The 18444-nt window shown below is 33.7% G+C and carries 15 protein-coding genes; 4 read left to right on the top strand and 11 right to left on the bottom strand.

Going from position 1 to position 18444, the window contains the following annotated elements:
- Position 1 precedes the first annotated feature (1 nt).
- The 10 genes from BMW63_RS06845 to BMW63_RS06800 all read right to left on the bottom strand — a co-directional run bounded on the left by BMW63_RS06845 (position 2) and on the right by BMW63_RS06800 (position 11977).
- On the bottom strand, positions 2–2206 hold the full coding sequence (locus BMW63_RS06845) for a DNA/RNA helicase domain-containing protein (protein WP_074722567.1): 2205 nt from the start codon (positions 2204–2206) through the stop codon (positions 2–4).
- A 71-nt stretch (positions 2207–2277) separates the two neighbouring features.
- Complete coding sequence (locus tag BMW63_RS06840) at positions 2278–2607, bottom strand: nucleotide pyrophosphohydrolase (RefSeq protein WP_074722565.1); 330 nt, start codon at positions 2605–2607, stop codon at positions 2278–2280.
- 1 nt (position 2608) lies between these two features.
- The gene (locus BMW63_RS06835) at positions 2609–4573 is read right to left on the bottom strand and encodes a tetratricopeptide repeat protein (RefSeq protein WP_074722563.1); all 1965 of its coding nucleotides are present in this window, start codon (positions 4571–4573) and stop codon (positions 2609–2611) included.
- Between the two features lie 278 nt (positions 4574–4851).
- On the bottom strand, positions 4852–5148 hold the full coding sequence (locus BMW63_RS06830) for a TM2 domain-containing protein (protein ID WP_074722561.1): 297 nt from the start codon (positions 5146–5148) through the stop codon (positions 4852–4854).
- 318 nt (positions 5149–5466) lie between these two features.
- Positions 5467–6135 (bottom strand): hypothetical protein, encoded by a 669-nt coding sequence (locus BMW63_RS06825; RefSeq protein WP_074722559.1) that lies wholly within the window; start codon positions 6133–6135, stop codon positions 5467–5469.
- Positions 6136–6212: 77 nt separating this feature from the next.
- A complete protein-coding gene (locus BMW63_RS06820; RefSeq protein WP_074722557.1) occupies positions 6213–6872 on the bottom strand; it encodes an ATPase in 660 nt (219 codons plus the stop codon).
- On the bottom strand, positions 6856–7776 hold the full coding sequence (locus tag BMW63_RS06815; RefSeq protein ID WP_074722555.1) for a hypothetical protein: 921 nt from the start codon (positions 7774–7776) through the stop codon (positions 6856–6858). Before BMW63_RS06815 ends, BMW63_RS06820 begins: the two co-directional genes overlap by 17 nt.
- 127 nt (positions 7777–7903) lie before the next feature.
- Positions 7904–8182: a helix-turn-helix domain-containing protein gene (locus BMW63_RS06810; RefSeq protein WP_074722553.1), complete on the bottom strand. Its 279-nt coding sequence runs from the start codon at positions 8180–8182 to the stop codon at positions 7904–7906.
- Positions 8183–8573: 391 nt separating this feature from the next.
- Entirely contained in the window at positions 8574–9407 is an 834-nt protein-coding gene (locus BMW63_RS06805; RefSeq protein ID WP_074722551.1) for an RteC domain-containing protein, read from the bottom strand.
- A 122-nt stretch (positions 9408–9529) separates the two neighbouring features.
- Positions 9530–11977 (bottom strand): aminotransferase class I/II-fold pyridoxal phosphate-dependent enzyme, encoded by a 2448-nt coding sequence (locus BMW63_RS06800; protein WP_074722549.1) that lies wholly within the window; start codon positions 11975–11977, stop codon positions 9530–9532.
- Positions 11978–12234: 257 nt separating this feature from the next.
- Between BMW63_RS06800 and BMW63_RS06795 the strand changes: the two genes are divergently transcribed.
- The 4 genes from BMW63_RS06795 to BMW63_RS06780 all read left to right on the top strand — a co-directional run bounded on the left by BMW63_RS06795 (position 12235) and on the right by BMW63_RS06780 (position 15601).
- Positions 12235–12612, top strand: coding sequence for a DUF7793 family protein (locus tag BMW63_RS06795; RefSeq protein ID WP_074722547.1), 378 nt, complete (start codon positions 12235–12237; stop codon positions 12610–12612).
- Between the two features lie 37 nt (positions 12613–12649).
- On the top strand, positions 12650–13561 hold the full coding sequence (locus BMW63_RS06790) for an AraC family transcriptional regulator (RefSeq protein ID WP_074722545.1): 912 nt from the start codon (positions 12650–12652) through the stop codon (positions 13559–13561).
- Positions 13562–13714: 153 nt separating this feature from the next.
- Positions 13715–15256 (top strand): MauE/DoxX family redox-associated membrane protein, encoded by a 1542-nt coding sequence (locus BMW63_RS06785; protein ID WP_074722543.1) that lies wholly within the window; start codon positions 13715–13717, stop codon positions 15254–15256.
- A gap of 78 nt (positions 15257–15334) precedes the next feature.
- Positions 15335–15601: a DUF6520 family protein gene (locus BMW63_RS06780; protein WP_074722541.1), complete on the top strand. Its 267-nt coding sequence runs from the start codon at positions 15335–15337 to the stop codon at positions 15599–15601.
- 212 nt (positions 15602–15813) lie between these two features.
- Here BMW63_RS06780 and BMW63_RS06775 read toward each other — a convergent pair whose 3' ends face one another.
- Positions 15814–18444 (bottom strand): S9 family peptidase, encoded by a 2631-nt coding sequence (locus BMW63_RS06775; RefSeq protein WP_074722539.1) that lies wholly within the window; start codon positions 18442–18444, stop codon positions 15814–15816.

The raw sequence follows: 18444 nt of genomic DNA, 5'->3' as shown, positions 1-18444 counted from the left end.
GCTAATTTAAAATTGAAGTTAAATATTGTTTTGTTTCTTCGTCATGAACATAAAGGTACATCCCTTTCAAAGCTCGTGATAACAATATTCTATATCCCTTAATTATTTTGTCCAGAAGCACTAATTCAGGTTCAGTTAAACCTCTTGAACCTGATTTTTCTTTTTGAACTATTGCATTTTTTGCCCTTGACTTAGTTTGTGATAATGCTGTTTCTTTAACATTCTCAATTAATACACACCATCTCCCATTTCTGTAAACTAAATCGTCTAACCATAAAAGACCTAAATAATCATAATCGAAGCCTCTAACCACATATGGACAACCAACTTCACATAATTGATTGTCATTCATCCTAGAACCAAGAGGTGCTTGTATAAACATAGAGTAATCTTCACCAGGTGCATAATTCCAAGGTTTGGAATAAATCATTTCTGTGGAATTGCATTCATAATTGAAATGAAAATCCATTAAATGTGGAGCTACATCATGTGGTATCGATTCTTTTTTGGTTTTCCATTCCCTAGAATAACTTGAAATTATTCTTGCTGTGAGCCCTAAATCAATTTTAGATTGTAATTTTTCATCTATTTGGTGCGGGAAATCAACTATTTCGAAATCAAAAACTCCAGATTTATTTGCAGATGTTTTTCTCCAACTAGTATCTAATTCAAATTCTGAATCATTATCTAACAAATTTTCAACGAATTCAATATATTCTTTTGAACCACCACATCTAAATTGGCTGCCTTCCAAACTAATTTTATGAATTTCTGCATTAAGTCTTCTAGAAAAGTCTTCTAAATTATCAATAGTTGTGGTTTCACTGTCTCTGTAAGATTGTTTACCATCAGTGAAGAAAACTGTGATTTGTGAGCTTCTAATCACATGGTAGGCTTGTGGGCCTGCTTGTAAGCACCATCCACTTGAAAAACCTATATTGTGACCTTCCGTGTTTATTAAGGCATGTGCTTCATCAACTACTGAGATAAAATGTAAATTGTCCATGGATCTTTGATCACCACCATTTTCAAAATAGGTGTTAATATTTTCTTCCCAATCTTTTACCAACATTTCTTTGCCTGTTAAGTCCCTAAGTCTTTTGACTTGTGAACCTGATATTCCAGGATTATATTGATTAGAAGAAAGGATAAAACCCTGTCCTGAAAATTCTGGTGCTAAATTTTGAAATGTACTTTGCCAATTTGATTTTTGAGAGCTTGATGTCGTTACGAAAACTATGTTTTCAGTTTTACTTAAGTTTTTAGACTTTATTTCTGTTTTAAGCTTTTTAATTTTTTTATCAGGAGTAATGAATTTCATTACAGATTCTATCCAAAGATTAATTGCTAAAGCGGATTTACCAGAACCTGGTGGACCTTCAACTATAATAACATGTTTTTTAGATTTATCCCCAGAACGGTTGATTTCTTCTAATAAACCCATTACAAGATTGAATCCTTTTCGTTGTTCATCTAACAATTCGTATGGCGTTAGGGATCCGTTAACTTTTGATTGAATTTGTTCTGCAACTTGTCTTAAAATATTCCTGTTTTGTTTGTAATATCCTTTCTCAAAATCAATAGCAAATTGATTATCAGATTCAGAAATATTATTCACGATATTTTGAGCTAACTCTTTTGAATTGTCCAAATTAAAAATCGGAAATTCATTTACCAAAGTTGAGTTTGGATGATCTAAATAGGGTTGAATATTACCTGACTTTGTAATAAAAGCACAACCAGTAACATTCGCACTATAGCTTTCCACCGCAGAGTGAAAGCGTTTGCAGTAGTTTACATATCCTTTTAATTGATCGCTTGGGTGATTCCATTGATTTCCCTTGTGTGTAATTAAACCTTCGGCAAATCCTACTGAATCAGTTGATACATCCCAATCTTTTAATTCAATAATGTATACACATTGTTTACCGTCGCTGTTTTTCCCCATTAATACGGCATCACACCATGAAGAGGATGACGGTAATCTGTATTCTAAAGTTAGGTGGCCTAAATACAAATGAGTGTTAGAGAAATTTTTATTGAGCTTAGACGCTTCAGCAAGTATTTTGGATAAATGGGGTAATGAACTTCTCCAAGCTTCAATTTCAAATGGCGTTGCCCTTCCAGTTCTCTCAGTTAAAGAATCGATTAATCCGGATAAATCACCTTGAACATAATCAACAAAATCAACGGTTTTTAATAACATATTGTTTTTAGATTAATCTAATATTTGTAATAATTTTTTGTATTTACTTTTTGACAAGTTAAAGTATTTTATTACAATTCGTTGTATTTTTTAGCAGTTCCTTTTGCTTTATCTACAGGATATTTCTCACCATTTTTTTTTATCTTATCAAGTACAATTTTTTCAACATCTAGATCTAGTTTGTCAGCCAAAAGAAATGCATATGCAAATACATCTGCAAGCTCTTCTTTTAATCGATCCTTGTTTGCAGCTGTAGGGTCTTTCCAGAGAAATTGTTCTAATAGTTCATTTGCTTCAATACTTAATGCAATAGCTAAGTCCTTTGAATTATGAAATTGCTCCCAATCTCTTTCATCTCTAAACTTTTTTAGAGCATTCGTAATTACGGAAAAATCACTCATATTACTTGGCTCTATACATTGTTAATGCTAATTTATACTCATTATCAAATGGTAATTGTAACTGTGATAACATCTCTGGTATTGCAATTGCCCAACTAACATAATAATATGCCAACATTTGATACCCTGAAAAAGTTTTATTAGGTATAACACTTAATTTATAATTTTTAACATTTGGGTCATATCCCTGTGTCCCCTGCATTGCTATTTCAAAAGCAATTGTTTTGATATCTTCTTTTGATTTTCCTTCAAAGAATTCCTGAGCCCCAACCATAAACATGACCACGGCCATGTTTAGGCCTATCTCTTTTTGATTCTCTAAAAAGGCCTCCATTTTCTTCTCTTTGATAGGGTCTTTTTCATCAGTCCCGAAAGGATCTTTTTCTAAATCATCAATAAAATCATCAATATTACTCCTCTTTCTATATTGGTTTTCTCCAATAAGCTCAAAATATTCGCTTAGTTTTAAATCTTCAGCCCAGTGTTGAACCAATTCATATTCCTCTGCAGGTTTTCTATCTTCTTTGTACTCTTGATACTCTTGATAGAATTTATTAGCCGTATCTAACTCTATTTTTGTTGCATTATATTCACTAATGAAATCAATAGCAAATAAATCTTTTATTTGAAAAGCACCTACTAGGTTGTATATTTTAGTTTTAGATACTACATCCTTAGGAGTCAATTCTAACACTTTCTCATCAGTAACTGCCTTTAACCCATCTTGAACCAAATTCAATAAAGAAACAAATTGATAAGGTCTTAAATCTGTGAATTTATTGTATAAATTGTTTTCAATGAAAAGGTCTATAGGAGCATTGAAAATTTGAGAGTTGACTCCATCAAAAAGACTAGAGCCATAGGTATCAATACCCTCGTTAGAAATTCCTCTTTGTTTAAGTTTACTTAGTGATGGCTCTATACTTTTTAAAAATAAATTTTTATGCTGTTGCGTTGAAGTGAATAATAAATTATTTTCTTCTTTCTTAGCATCTAAAACAAAATCTAAATGAACCAATTCATGCATTATTAAATGTTCATACGCAGGAACAGTATCTTTAAATTTGATTATGTGTTTTTCTCTATCGTAGTTCTCAGCAAATTCAATTTTAGCTGGAGTAGGTATTGATACATCTTTTATGAGATCTATTTCAACGCCTCCTTTTTCTTCAAGGTAAACTCGATATTTTTTGAAAACTTTTTCACCATTATTCTCTTCAAAAATTTTATTTGCAACTTGATATGCACCTTCAATTCCCTTTTTGTAAAAAAAATCATTTTTATTCGAACATTTAGCCGTTTGAATAAAGCTATTAAATGACAAATCTAAATCACCTTCTTTATCTGCAATTAATGCAAGAGCATAATGAGTGTTTGGATATTTTTTATCCAGGCTTAAGGCCTTATGAAAATATTTTTTAGCTTCTCCAAATTTATTCTGCTGTAGCAAATTAGCTCCAATATTGTTAATGGTAATATTATCATCCGGCTTAGCAATTAATGCCTGATCATAATATTTCATTGCTGTCTCAATATCATTCTTGAATTTTGCAAAAATATTCCCCATCATCACCAATGCATATGCATTCTTAGAATCCCATCTTAATGCATCAATAAGTGAATTTATAGCTTCATCCTGGTCACCTTCATCTGAGTGAATTTGACCAATAATTCTATGACATTCAGAATTGGTTGGATTTTGCTTAACTAAACTTTGCAATAAAGGTTTTGCTTCGGCAAACTTTCCATTTTCACAAAAAGTTATAACTTTTTTAAAATCATTTTCTTGAGACGCTATTTTAGTAATGTCTATATCGACAATTACAAAACCATTCTCTATTTTTACTTTTGGTTTATGAGAACCGTATGAATAGAAACTCTCTAAAATATTAATAATATTATTTTCATCTTTTATATTTGGAAAAATGGTGTGAAGGAAATCGTCAATTTTATGAATAATTCTCATTATGAATACTTTGTTTTTTACAAATAACAAATTGTAACTATTATTTAATGCTTTATATTTTATGGTTTTTAATCTTTAAAAACAATTAACAAATGTACAAAAAAGCAAATTAATGTTAAGTAAGGAATACCGTAAAGAGTTACAAATTTTTCGTAACTTGTTTCTGCTGTCTAATGCTGCCTGTTTTTATTTCAAAGCTTTGTCTAATTTGTTTATTGTACCATCAATGATATTAATTTTTTCTTTTTCTACCAGTTTCCTTGTAATTTTTTCTGCTTTTATATAGGTACTTGCTTTGTCTCTTTCCACTTTTGCACTAATTGCTCTGGTATTGTCTCTTCATTTTTATGATTAGAATTTACATTTCTTATTATTGGATTGTATTTAAGATTAAACTTTTCTTCTGACATAGTTATTAAGATTACAAAATCGATCATACCTATAATTAAAGGAATATAGGTCCAGAAAAAAATTAGAGAGAAAATGCCTTTTGCTGTTTTTCCTAAATAAAATCTATGAATTCCAATACCACCTAAGAAGAATGCCAGGCAAGAAGCTGTATTTTTAATTTTCATTTTTTTACTTTTATATTGGAATCTGAATAATTCGTATTTTGTAGTGGCGCTTCTTTCTTAATTGAAGCTGTATATCTTAATAAGGTTAATATTCCAATTATGATTATTACTGTCATTAGTGTTCTAAATGTTAGTTGGCGTAATTATTATTTAATTAAGAGTATTAAGGGAAAACATAAAGACTATGCTTATTTTAGATAGAATTCCATACCATTTAATTTGATTTCATTTGTGTAAATAAACGACTTTTTGGGGGATTTTACTATACCCACTTTTCGTGATTTTTGACTCTTTTTTTATTGATGTAAATTTGAAGTCTTAGGAATATTTATTAGAACTTTGATTGTATTTATCCAAGTAGTATTCTAATTCGAATAAATGAATCAACTCCTCGTTATCAGAAAATTTATTAGCAGGTTTGCCATTGCTTGAGTAGGGCAGTTGAATTAAACTAATATTTTGGGATAGTATATTTTTTCCTGCAATGTTATGCAGTATAATAAAAATGGCTTGCTTTAAAGTCTTTGTATCACAGTACAAATTGTAGTCTTTCAGGAAAATGATAATGTCGATTTTGGCTGTTATTGGATTATAATCTATGGGTAGAAATTTAGATTCATTAGATTGTAAAGTAAGTTCCTGAATGATGTAGGGTTGGTCCAATCCGTTGATTATTCTATTAATTTTTTCGGTTGACTGTAAGAATGCTGTGAATTTCCATTTTCTTAATAGTGGCGCATTATCGACTAAATTAATTACTTGACCGAAATATTCTACATTACCGTTTGCGGTTATGATGAGTTCCGTTTTATCTGCATTGTTTTTAGGGAATAGAATTATAAAGTCGAGCTCTTCGCAGTAGTAGCTGAGGTTTTTTGATAACCAATAGATGATATGAATTTGGTTTTTAGGGGTTTCAAAGATGAGGTTTTGGATGGTTTTGTTATTGTCTTGGAACCAGTTCCAGAAGGTGTTGATTTTTCTCATTTGTTTGTAGTGAAAAGTTGTTGGGTTTTGGTGAATGATGTCCCTCGACTGCGCTCGGGATGACAGTGAAGGTTGAATTATCGTTTGTCTTTGGTGTTTTTGTCGAAGGTGATGAGGTTGAACATAGCTCTCATTCTGGAACGGAGTCTGTTGCCGTAGTTGTTTTCGATTTCGGAGGCGGAAAGGTTGGTGGTGATGTGTGTGATAGAATTGTTTTCGACAAACTGTTCGTAGCGGCTGATGAGTACCTCAGCCATAACGTTGCAGTCATTTCCGAAGTGTTTGATTTGCTGTTCGGCACCCAAATCATCAAAGCAATAACCGGCTAGTTTCGATTGATTGACTTGCTTTAGCGTGTAGCAGTTGAGGGCTTCAAAGCCGTTTTTGGCAAACTCAAAGGAGACTTCTCTACATGTTTTGATTTTATAGTCGGATGAATGATAGGCAAAAGGTCGTACTAAGTTCATTAAAGATGTTTTTCCGCAACCAATTGCTCCAGATACTAGAATGCCTTTTGATAGATCGATCATTAGGTCTAGGGCTACTTTTTCGTCTTGAATCATATAAATCAACAATTTGTATATGGTAGGGTGGTCCATTTCGCTGATATGAAACGAACTTCCGTAGGTGGTTCTTCCTTGGTTTTCTAGGTATTCCAGACATTTGTGGAAGTTATATACTTTGAAACCTTTGTGAACCACGTAGGTGTCACGGACGGATTTACAATGGTTCATCATAGTTTTTTTGTATTATGGTGTGCAGGTGCATTGGTTTTGTATGAGAGTTGTAATCGGATTTTTGGGTGTTAGTAGCAAACTTAGCTGTGTTTAGCATCCAGTTTCTTGCTGCAGCTTTCCAATCTTTCATTTTTGTTTTTCCACCAATGAGCCAACCGATGCTGGAGTAGTAATTGAAAAACTTATTGGCTTCCGTTTGGGAACTTTCCTTGAAAGAGAAGTATTCGAGTATCATTTCGAGTGAAGGCTTCTCGACTTCGCTCGAAATGGCAGTTTCGTACAAACTGTTTTCAGTTTGATTTTTTGAGTTTGCTTCAAAAATTAAATCGAGTTCGATTGGCTTTTCTTTTTTGGCGCAACTTTTTTCTTTCTCTTTTTTTTCTTTTTGATTTTTTAAAGGATTCAAATTTTGAACTGGTTGATTGATTGAATTTTTTTCTATATCTATTTTTGTATTGTTTAAATTGTTTTTAACTGTTTGTTTTTTATTATATATATAGAGCGGTTCATTTACCTGTTCAATGACTTGTTCGTTTTTTGGTTCGGTCAAATTGCGAACGGGTTCATTTTTTGAATGGGTTGGTATAGCTAATTTTGAGTTTGTTTTTACTTCTTCAGAGAAATTTGTCATAATGATGTTGGAACAGGAATGGGGATTGAATGTTGGGTTGTATACCATAAATCCTAAGAGTTCCAACTCTTTCATACACTTGTGATAGGTCGCTTTCGAATTGATTTTACTGGCTTTCATAATCTCTTCCCGAGAAATGCCTGTTGGATTCTTGAAACGATTCACATTCCAACATTGGAAAAGTGCTAAATAGAGTGAAATGTGGGTGGGGTTGAGGGTGGTTTCATAATTAATTTTATTGAAAAATCCGGTGAGGTGTTTGATGTAGTTCATATTTTTAGTGAATTGTGTCTCTCGACTGCGCGTGAGATGACGGTGAATAGTGAGAATGTTCCCTCGTCTCTCGACTGTGCTCGACATGACGCGCTCGGGAAGACAATAGCCGCGACTATTTGAATAGTTAGGGATTGGCGTTGACTTTGTTATTTTCCAGTACTTTTTCAATGTGTTGATTGGCGTAATAGATAGTGCCACCGATTTTGGTATAGGAAAGTGTTCCGTTGATGCGGAGGTTTTGGAGTGTTCCAGGAGAGATGTTTAGCAGTTTGCGTACTTCTGTGGATTTTAGCCACTTTTTGGTTTGCGTAGTAGTTTGCGATTGAAATATTTTTTGGATTTCCTCTAATAACTCAATTTTGAAGTCTCTAAGATCTTCGACTGTGATAATTGTTGCTGCCATTTGAAAGTAATTTGATTTTGTATCTATTGTGTTTTTTAGTGATACAAAATTGACTGCTTTTATTTGCTTTCTATCCCCATACGCTTCGTAGTACCGAAGAAATTTAACATTTCAATATTATTTAAAGCCTGTTTTGGGGGGTATTGGTATCTTCTAGCTGTTCTTTTTTTTAGCTGTTAAAGTTTATTATTTCCAGTTGAACTTTTTATAATGAAAAATGCCCCAATGTACTGGGGCATTAATATCTCGATTGTGCTCGATATGAGATGGAAACGAATACTATTTATAAAGTTTAGAAATACTCGAAGTCCCATTACGTAAGGTGTAACAATCAATTCTAGGGCTGTATTTCTCTAGTGTATTTTTCGTACTACCGATTGGATACCGATTTTTAAAATTCGTCTTCTTTGTGGATTTTTTGTTGCAGGTTCATCATCAGTTCTTCCAGGAATTTTGTTTTGCTACTTTTACGGTCCTTAATCTCTGAGTAGGTTTTATAGATATTGTCTATTTTAACGTTGAAAAAATCTTCAAAAGAGGACGCAATAGTATTTATGTCGGCACCTCCATGGTTCAAAGCCCCATTAGAGTATAAGGCATAGATTAATTCTGTTAGTGCTGTTTTGGGTGCTGTCCAAAGCAGAACTTTGTGTTTTTTTTCGTCAAATAGCATTGCATTTCCAGCATTGAGTTTTTGCATTGCTTCGCGGATGTAATGAATAAAGCGGTACATCGCTTTTATTTTTGCCCAAAGCATGTCATGTGAAGAGGAAAATTCAGGATATTGGTAATAATCCGTCATTGGAGTGAAAGGAAAACTATTTCCGGGGTTTCTTGTGAAAAATTGATGATCAATATAGGTGTATCCTTGCTCCATATAATTAACAAAGTCCAGATTGCGAGAAAAGAACTTATTGATTTTCCGCATTTCCTTTTCGAAAAAATCTATTTGATAGGACGTGCCTGCTTTAGGTTTGCGTAGTTCGCAAGAACGCAGTTCTGTAAAATAGATAAGGTAACTCATTGGAAGGGGTTTGATATTTTTAAAAAAATCAATCTCGTCAGGTGTCGTTTCAAAATCGTTTTGCTCGACTCTCTCTTTCATGTCGGCTAGTGTTTTGTTGCATAAATGAATACCATCAGTTGCTTTTTTAAGATGATTTTCGTCAGAATTAATTATCAATTTAAGTTTTTCATCAAACTCTTCTACAGTAATTTTTAGCATATGTTTTTGGTTTATCCTCTCCCCAGCCCCTTCGAAGGAGGGGAGCAAGAAAAAGAGGAGGGGAAAATTGGATTGATTTTTGTTTTTTAGTGGTTTTGCAATAAGTTGATAAAAATCAAATTTTATTTAGTTTTTGAATGTGTTTTATCTTCGTTTTGAATTGTACCCATTAATTCCATGGAAAAATTATCTCGGGCTTGAATATAGGCTACTTTTGGAATTATTGTGGCTCCCAGTTTTCTTTTCTCGAAAGTGGCAGATACCCCAAAATCAATTTTATTCAAGTTTAAACATCTAGCTCGTTTGATTGCCTGAAAAAGGAGTTGTCGGTAAAGTTGGAATTCTTTTGCACAGGAATAGTCCATTCCTATTAGAGCTGGAACATAGGTATGTTCTGTGTTTTTATAACAAAATAGAATTCCGATTAATGGGTTTGTGATTTCTTCTTTTTCTTCATTTTTGAGATATAACAATATAAATTCCCATTGCCGATTACTCTCCATTTTTTTAAATACTTCTATTGGATAGGTAAATGTATTTATAGCATGATTGTTATTTTTTACATTCTGATACAGATAATACGCTTGTTCTAATTCTTTATCTGATAATTGATCTTTTATTACAATATCGAAAGCTTGTTCAAAAGGTACTATCTCTTTAAAGAAATGCTTTCTGGAGCGGGAGGAAAGGGTCGCCGAAAATTCTTCGGTACTATTCCATTTACTATTTTGTATGATGCAGGTTTCGGGCATATTAATTTTTAAGAAGCCTTGATTGTGAAAAATACGATTCAATTGTTGATCTTCTTCGAAATCTCTTAACACGAGTATGTCAGCATCTAATTTATGGTATACTATTTCCACTTGCTCCAGCAAAAGTACTATTGCTTTTTCTGCTAAGGGGTGCGTTTTATTGATGTAACAGTGATTGCCTTCTGTGAATAATGAACCCATTCCCAAGACTTTTGAAGTCAGGTATAATGGATTTTGTTTTCTTTTTTCTTCTAGTTGAAGTGAAATTGATTCAGGTGCCAGCATATCGTCCTTCCAAAGTCCATAAGTAAAAAAAGTTGCTAGTATGGGAATTTCATTTTTGTCTTTTATTACATAATAATGAAATTCCCAATTATTTTCAGGGGAATTTGTATTTGAAAAAGCATTTTCCAAAAAAGATAATCCTTCCCAGTCGAATGTGCTTTGTTTTCCTAAAAGGTTATTCCAGTTTTGCTTGTCTATTTTTTTTATGGATGTTTCATACTGTACTATTAAGTTAGGTTTTGGCTCTTCATCTTCTATTTGAGGCATTGTTTCAGGGATGCCAAATGCTTTTTTTACTTTGTTTAGACTATTACCTGATTCTTCCAAGGCTTTAGGGAAATGGAATTCCATTGCTTCTACTAGTGCTTTTATTTCTTGTTTTTGATTGTGGCGGGAAAGGGTAATGCGAATTCCCGTATTTTTGATTGGAACTGCAGGATATATTGCGGGATTTACATAAAAACCTTCATTAAAGAGTCGTTGCACCATTTTATAAGCGGTCAACGGCATAGCGGTACCCAAGAAAAAAACGGGAGAGTCGTTTAAGACAATCATAGGTAAGGTAGTTTTTACCAATAATGATTTGAAATATTCTATCTTTTCTGATAAATCGCATTGTAAGCTCGTGATTTCGGTCGAAAGATGAATGTCAGCTGAAGCAATTGCAGCTGCTACAGAAGCGGGTTCCAGTTGTGCAGAAAAAGTAAGGGGTCCACCAAAGTTTTTAATTTTTTCACGCAGTCGATTATCTGTGCAAATTAAAGTCGCTCCACTGGCACCAAATGTTTTGCTCAAAGTACCGAACAGTAAAACATTGTCTGGTAAAGTTTTTAAAATATCCAATACGTATCCAGTGCCATTTTTTCCTCTCCAACTCATGCCATGTACATCATCAAAATAAAGATGTAACTGCGGGTATTTTTTACATAGTTCCATCAAATTAGGTATTGGAGCGAAATCGCCAAACATGGAATATACCCCATCAGCCATATACCATATTTTATTGCATCGTGTAGCGAGGTATTTAATTTTATCTTCAAGCATATTCAAATTATTATGTCTAATCATTTCTACCGGGATGCCTCTTATCTTTAGTAATTGACAGGCATTTTGAACACTCCAATGTACCTGATGGTCTAAAATTACTCCGTCTTCATCTCTTACCACTGTTGGAATTACTGCCAAATGACCAAGTGTGCTGTTTTTAGTTATTATAGGTGGGATTCCATACATCGATTCAATTTTTGATTCCAGCTCATTGTATAATGGATTGGAAATGTAGGTTTTGGATAGGGGGAATTGTGTACCATAATTTTGAATAGCAGCTATTGCTGCGTTTTTAAGCCGGATGTCTTGTTCTAGCCCCAAATACCCTGTCGTGCCAAAATGAAACATTTTTTGCCCTTTTATCTGTAGGGTACGTCCATTCAAAATTTGATCTTCAGCATAAAGGTGAAGCACACCTTCTTTTTTTGCTCCAGCGATCACCTCATCGACGGTGTCAATAAAGCTGTTGTGTTTGATTTTTGCCATATTATTTTGGTTTTAGTTGTTTAAAATTATAACCACTTGAATATCTCTTACTAGTTTGATATTTGTGGCGTAAAACTCTGAATAAAAAGGTAATAAGATTCAACGAATTATAAAAAAATCCTTTTATGACAACAGATACTCCCGATTTGATAACATTTGTGATTGTTTATATCAAATTGTATGTATTTAATTTAAATTGTATTATTTTTAATATTTTTTTTGCTAAATTGTGGCGTTTTATTTAATTTTTTATAAAAATGATGCATACTTTTCAGGATAATGAATTTGCTCAATTTTGGATTCATAACGAGATTCTTTTCTTTAAATACAAGCCTAATGTTGTCATTAATTTAACAGCAGCCCAACGCATCGTTGGTGATCGAATTCAGTTACAAAATGAAATGGCTTATCCTATTTTTTGTGATATTAGAGGGATTGTAGATTCTGACAAAGCTGCAAGGGACTATTTGGCGCAATCGGGCTCTATTCTTACCAAGGCAGTAAGTCTGGTTGGGCATCAAAGTGTTTCCTTAAGTATGACCTCATTTTATCTCAAAATATGTAAGCCAAGTGTTCCGACTAAGATTTTTACTGATGAATCAGCTGCTTTAGTTTTTTTGGAAAAGTATGTCTAGTGAGCGGATACTTATTTATGACTAATATTTACACATTATGAATCAAGAAATTAATCTGCAGCGTATGCGCAGTATGTCTCAAATGCTTCTTGAAATGGCAGGAGGTAATTTTGGTAATCGAATCCAAAGAACAGAAGAGGATGATGAACTGGAAGGATTAGTTGTGCTTATGAATATGGTTGCCGAGGAAATGAAGGAGTCTGTTTTTCACGCGGGTTTTATAAATCCTCATCATTCCTACAGGAATCTAGTTCAAAGTACTTTTATCTTAGATGAGTGTTTTGTCATTAAAAGTTATAATTCCGAAGCCTCTGTTTTATTAAACTTAACTCCTGATTTGTTATATGATACGTTATTTAAGAATTTGTTATCCGAAGATTCATTGTGTTTTTGGAATCGTTTAGAAGAAGAAATATTGTTAGACCCTGACTATCATGCTACAGTGCAATTAATTTATATTGCGCAAAATAAATTATTAGTTCCTGTGTATTGTACTATTTCAAGGCTAATGAACTGCTCAAAAATTTTAATTAGTTTCGTAACAACTGTAGTAGAAGAAACTATTTCGAAATTTGATATGATTACTCCAGAAAGTAAAGATCTACCGATTTTCTTAAGTAGACCTTCGGATATATTAATGATTCAAAATGTTTATGATTATGTTTTAGAACATTTGGATAGTCCGTTACCTTCTGTTAAGGAACTCTCTTATATTTTTGGTACGAATGAAAATAAATTAAAATACGGATTTAAGCAACTCTTTCGGACGAGTATCTACCAATTTTATATCATTGAGCGGTTGAAAAAAGCGCATCTTTTAATTCAGCAGACCAAGATTCCTTTAAAAAGTATTGCTACTATGACAGGCTTTAACACTTATCCAAATTTTTCGAAAGGTTTTAAAAAGCATTTTGGGTATACCCCGATGGATATTAAAAGAAAATTTTGACAGGAGGAGGAAAGAATAAAGAATAAAGAATAAAGAGGAAAAAAGTATAATGTAGAAAAACTCCTTTTTTGACAAGTTATACTCCCGATTTGCTTCACTTTATTTATTTGTTTTTTAGAATTTTATATCGGATTAAATTTAAAGTTCGCCGATATGAAACTAAGTGCCACCACCAAAAGTATTTTTCTCAACAGTATTTCTCTGCTGTATATATTATTGTTTGTTTATGCAGCAGTTAGTAAACTATTGGATTTTGAGAATTTTCAGGTTCAGCTAGGGCAATCACCCTTACTAAGTGCTTTTGCCAGTTGGGTTTCGTGGGCTGTCCCAATTATTGAGTTGCTTATTTCCTTACTTCTGATTTTTCCAAAATATCGACTTATTGGATTCTTTTCCGCTTTTAGTTTGATGATTCTATTTAGTACTTATATCATCATTATTTTAAATTTCAGCTCTTTTGTTCCCTGTTCCTGTGGAGGTATTCTTGAAAAGATGAATTGGACTCAACATCTTATTTTTAATATTGTATTTTTTTTGTTAGCTTTAGGTGGGATTCTAATACTAGAAGAAAAAGAAACAACGTCACAAATCAAAAGATGGAAACCTATTTTTATAGCTCTTCCAATCGTATTTGTTTGCAGCATTTCCGTTGTGATTTTACTTTTTATAGTATCAGAAGATATTATACATCATCGCAACAATTTTATTCGTCGTTTTCCTCACCACCCAATATTAAAAACACATGAAAAGGATATTCAGTTTAATTCTTATTATATAGCGGGAATAGCTGATGGGAAAATATATTTAGGTAATGTTACTGCCCCGTTAAATATACTTGTTTTAGACACAAGCTTGCAACATCAAGAGCGTTTTGTGATACAGCTTAAAAATGAAAATATTGCTTTTCGAAGAATTGCTCTAAAGGTTAAACCTCCTTATTTCTATGTTTTTGATGGAACAGTCCCAACTATTTTGAGTGGAAGTATCAAAGATTGGAAAGCATCACAATTAATGAAAGGCAAAGCTTATTTTTCTTTATCTGAGCCCATTAATTCGAAAACTTTTGTTTTTCGAGCTGTAAGCAGTACAATGCATAATTCTATTTTAGGACTTTTAAGGATTAGTGATACCATTCAAGTAAGATTAGCTCCTCATTTATTGCAAAAACAAATTGATGGACTTTTCGATACAGACGGGATGCTTTTGTATAACGAACAACTTCAGAAAGTTATTTATACCTACTATTATCGCAATCAATATCTTGTCATAGATACTAATTTAAAGCTAAATTATATAGGACATACTATTGATACGACTAGTCGTGCTCGTATTAAAGTAGCTTACATTCATTCTAAAAATCAAAGCAAACTTTCAGCCCCTCCGTTATTAGTTAACAAAGGCACTTCAACTTTTGGAAATTACCTTTTTGTGAATGCTGGTTTAATGGGATTGTATGAGCCGGAAGAAATGTGGCGAACCGCTTCTATTATTGATGTTTATGATTTAAGGTATAAACGTTATGATTTCAGCTTTTATATTAATAATGAAGAACAACATAAGATGGAACATTTTCAGGTTGTGGATAATTTAGTAGTTGCATTAATTGGTCATAAAATTGTTACGTATCGCTTGTATACTAAAGGGTTTCATCCGGCAAATTTTAAATCAAAAATGGGAGATACAATAGGCCTATAAAAATATACTGCGCGGTGTCAGGAAATCGATCGAAAACCTGTAAAAAAGAGTAGATCAAAAACTTTTAATTTAAATATTATGAAAACACGTATTGTACAAAAGGCATTGCCTTTTGCAGCTATTGTTTTAGCGGTAGCAGGGGCTTTTGCAGCCAACATTTCCAGAACCAATGTCAGCACTTACGCTGATGTTAACGGACGAATTCCTTCCACTTGTGCCGAAACAAGTGTTGTTTGTTCTGATAATTTTAATCCACAAATGTGTACTAATGGTGCTCAACAGTTGTACAAACTAAATGCAGCAGGTACAGCTTGTCCACAGGCTCTTTACAAAAAGATTCAGTAGGACTTTAACAACCCTATATTAAGTAGGGGAAATGGCAATGCCGAACTTGAAAATTTCAGGTTCGGCATTGTTTTTGTCCTTTCCCCGACCTTTCAATAGGAGGGGGAGGAAGTGTATATCTCATTCTCGTTTTACCCCGTCCCTAAAGCGATTCGAAAATTTGGAGTTTCATATGATAAAAAAGTTGAACTTAGTAAGTATCAAGTCGTAGTTTAGATTTTTTTTGTGGAAAAAGGGATTCCTTTGAGATAATAATCGAACCATTCTTTTACTCTTTTATCGAGGTCTATTTGAGACTCAGGCTTGCCAATGGCGTGGCCTTGGCCAGGATATACCAGAAATGTATGTGGCTTTTGAAGTCTTTGTAACGCCAAATGCAGTTCAATACTTTGCGTCCAATTCACGTTAGGGTCTTGCTGGCCCGTCCAAATCAACACTGGTGTATTTATGGAGGAAGCGCGTGCTATAGGTGAGTTTTCAATATATCCTTTGTAATTGTCAAACAAAGAGGTACCCATTCGCAATTGTGCGGATTCATAGCGCCACATATGGGAGCGTTCGCCACTGGATTCCATACTCAGGTAATTGCTGACTAGATCTGTACAGGCGGCACCCACGACTGCTGTGGCAAACCGATTAGTTTGTGAAATAATATAGGCAGTTTCATATCCACCAAAGGAACCGCCTATCAAACCAATGTGATTGGATTCAACAATACCGTTCGCTATAACAGTATCAATAGCTTCCTGTACGCACGAAACGGCAGATTGTCCTGGTATTCCTACTTCATAGGCAATATCTGGATAAAATACTAAATAGTCCTCGAATGTATATTTAGTTGGATTAAATCCATCGGAATTGTATTGTGTAGGATTAATATAATGATGCATAATTCCCGACTGTCTTTCGTATAGATGAACAATCATTGGATATTTTTTACCAGATTGAAAACCTGCCGGATAAAATAATACCCCCTTTAAGGGTAGCCCTTTTTGGTTTGTATAGGAAATCAGTTCAGCATGTCCCCAGAAGAATTTATCCTGCTGCGGATTTGTTTTCAATACCAGCTGCTCTTTTTTCATGGTTTTGCTCCAAAGCTGTAATTTTGGTGAACTCTCAAACGACTCTTCTTTATACAGATATTTTTCAGTTTGCTTTGCCTTTTTCAGCATGCTGATTCTTGCCTTTTTATATACCATCACTTTGCAATGACCATTGCTTTGCAAGTAATAATATCCGGAGGCTTTATTATCACCCAAGGCCTCAAGTACCGTTCCTTTAGTAAAGTTAAAAGTACGGGTTGGTAAATTAGATGTGGTATTGATTATGTTGCTTTCATTTAAATTTTGGTAGATCCTGAAACGTATTTTTTGCTCCCGACCTTGGGTTAGTCTTTTGGCGTTTTCCCCATCTGGAGCTACTGTCCAAATATCATACTGGTCGTACACAATAAGCTTACCGTCCTGTGTCCAACCCGGACTACCATAAGGCGGCGTTGCTCCTGGCTGATCGAATTCCAAGTTATAAACGGCTGAGGGAATTAGTGTTGTAACATTGGTCTGTTTTTCCAATATAGGATCGTATATCCACCATTTTTTATCTTTAAAGTAATTGATATACCTGCCCTGTGGTGCTGCTCCTATATTTCCAATGGAATGGAGCTGTTTCTTTACTACTAAACTGCTTTTTCCTGTATTTAAATCGGTCAGGTAGAAGTCGGGTATTGCCTCAAATTCATATTGAGGTTCATAGGCCCGGTTATTAAAGGTCAATGCATAGTTTTGATTGCCAATTAACAAAACGTTTGGCAAATCATCTGTTCCTATTTGGACTATTTTATTTTCCTCTGGCCACCATACTGCCAATTTAGGAATATGGAAAGGGTCTAGCTGTTGTCCATGATGTACGCCTGTTACAACACTACTCCATATTTGCACTATTTCGTTTTCTTCCTTTTGAGGAATTGCAGCACTTAGGTTAAAGAATATTCGTTTGCCATCTTCTGAAATTTCAAGCGGCACGCGAGCAAAGGGAATTACAATATGTTTGTCTTTAAAGAAATCTGTCGACAATAATGGGTCTAAAACTACTATTTTTGGTTTTTGTTCTAATTGGGTTATGTAGTATAGCTTGTGGTTTTTTAGTTTAGCGGTCTCGCTATTAGATTCTTGTAAAAAGGAGAGTACATCGCCTTTATTATTCCAACTAAGGTATTTAAAATCCCCTTCTTTTTCTTGAACTAATGTCTCACTATTAAAATTGGAATTCATTCGAATCAGATTCACTGTATTTTCTTTTGGTGTTACGTAGGCTAAAAGAGTACCATCCCCATTAAAACGATATTCTGAAACTCCATTGATCGTCTGTTCTTTACCCGTTTGTAAATGGAATATGTGGAGAGACTCTTCCTTCTGTGATTCCTGTTTCGTTAGTACTATATATTTTCCTCCAGCTACAAACTCATATTTAGAAACGTGCTGAATCCATTGCAATACACCCGTTTTTAAGTTTAGTAATGCCGTTCCTTTCTTTGAATCTTGCGCAATCCACCATTTACTGTCTGGACTAAAAAGACCATTTTCTGCTGTTGGAAAATACTTTTTCTTCGCAGTTTGTGTGTTTTGTACAAATAATGTGTCCTTTGCTGACTGATAATTCAGCTTGTAACTTATCCAATTTCCATCCTCTGAAATTTTTTCCTCTGAAAGGGTACTCCATAATGCATAGTCTTCGGGTTTAAGTTGCCTTTTTGAAAAGGATTGGCTCCAAGAAGAGCCAATCCCAAGTATCAAAAGGAGAAAAATCCAGTTCGTATTCCCTTTTAAATTCATCCTCTTTTTCAT

This window comes from Flavobacterium frigoris (genome assembly GCF_900111075.1).
GTDB classification, from domain to species: domain Bacteria; phylum Bacteroidota; class Bacteroidia; order Flavobacteriales; family Flavobacteriaceae; genus Flavobacterium; species Flavobacterium frigoris.
This window is presented reverse-complemented; position numbering and strand designations above follow the sequence as displayed.

Excerpts from the sequence above, each read along its gene's own strand:
- BMW63_RS06845 (WP_074722567.1), bottom strand. The coding sequence starts at position 2,206 with ATGTTATTAAAAACCGTTGATTTTGTTGATTATGTTCAAGGTGATTTA.
- BMW63_RS06840 (WP_074722565.1), bottom strand. The coding sequence starts at position 2,607 with ATGAGTGATTTTTCCGTAATTACGAATGCTCTAAAAAAGTTTAGAGAT.
- BMW63_RS06835 (WP_074722563.1), bottom strand. The coding sequence starts at position 4,573 with ATGAGAATTATTCATAAAATTGACGATTTCCTTCACACCATTTTTCCA.
- BMW63_RS06830 (WP_074722561.1), bottom strand. The coding sequence starts at position 5,148 with ATGAAAATTAAAAATACAGCTTCTTGCCTGGCATTCTTCTTAGGTGGT.
- BMW63_RS06825 (WP_074722559.1), bottom strand. The coding sequence starts at position 6,135 with ATGAGAAAAATCAACACCTTCTGGAACTGGTTCCAAGACAATAACAAA.
- BMW63_RS06820 (WP_074722557.1), bottom strand. The coding sequence starts at position 6,872 with ATGATGAACCATTGTAAATCCGTCCGTGACACCTACGTGGTTCACAAA.
- BMW63_RS06815 (WP_074722555.1), bottom strand. The coding sequence starts at position 7,776 with ATGAACTACATCAAACACCTCACCGGATTTTTCAATAAAATTAATTAT.
- BMW63_RS06810 (WP_074722553.1), bottom strand. The coding sequence starts at position 8,182 with ATGGCAGCAACAATTATCACAGTCGAAGATCTTAGAGACTTCAAAATT.
- BMW63_RS06805 (WP_074722551.1), bottom strand. The coding sequence starts at position 9,407 with ATGCTAAAAATTACTGTAGAAGAGTTTGATGAAAAACTTAAATTGATA.
- BMW63_RS06800 (WP_074722549.1), bottom strand. The coding sequence starts at position 11,977 with ATGGCAAAAATCAAACACAACAGCTTTATTGACACCGTCGATGAGGTG.
- BMW63_RS06795 (WP_074722547.1), top strand. The coding sequence starts at position 12,235 with ATGATGCATACTTTTCAGGATAATGAATTTGCTCAATTTTGGATTCAT.
- BMW63_RS06790 (WP_074722545.1), top strand. The coding sequence starts at position 12,650 with ATGAATCAAGAAATTAATCTGCAGCGTATGCGCAGTATGTCTCAAATG.
- BMW63_RS06785 (WP_074722543.1), top strand. The coding sequence starts at position 13,715 with ATGAAACTAAGTGCCACCACCAAAAGTATTTTTCTCAACAGTATTTCT.
- BMW63_RS06780 (WP_074722541.1), top strand. The coding sequence starts at position 15,335 with ATGAAAACACGTATTGTACAAAAGGCATTGCCTTTTGCAGCTATTGTT.
- BMW63_RS06775 (WP_074722539.1), bottom strand. The coding sequence starts at position 18,444 with ATGAAAAAGAGGATGAATTTAAAAGGGAATACGAACTGGATTTTTCTC.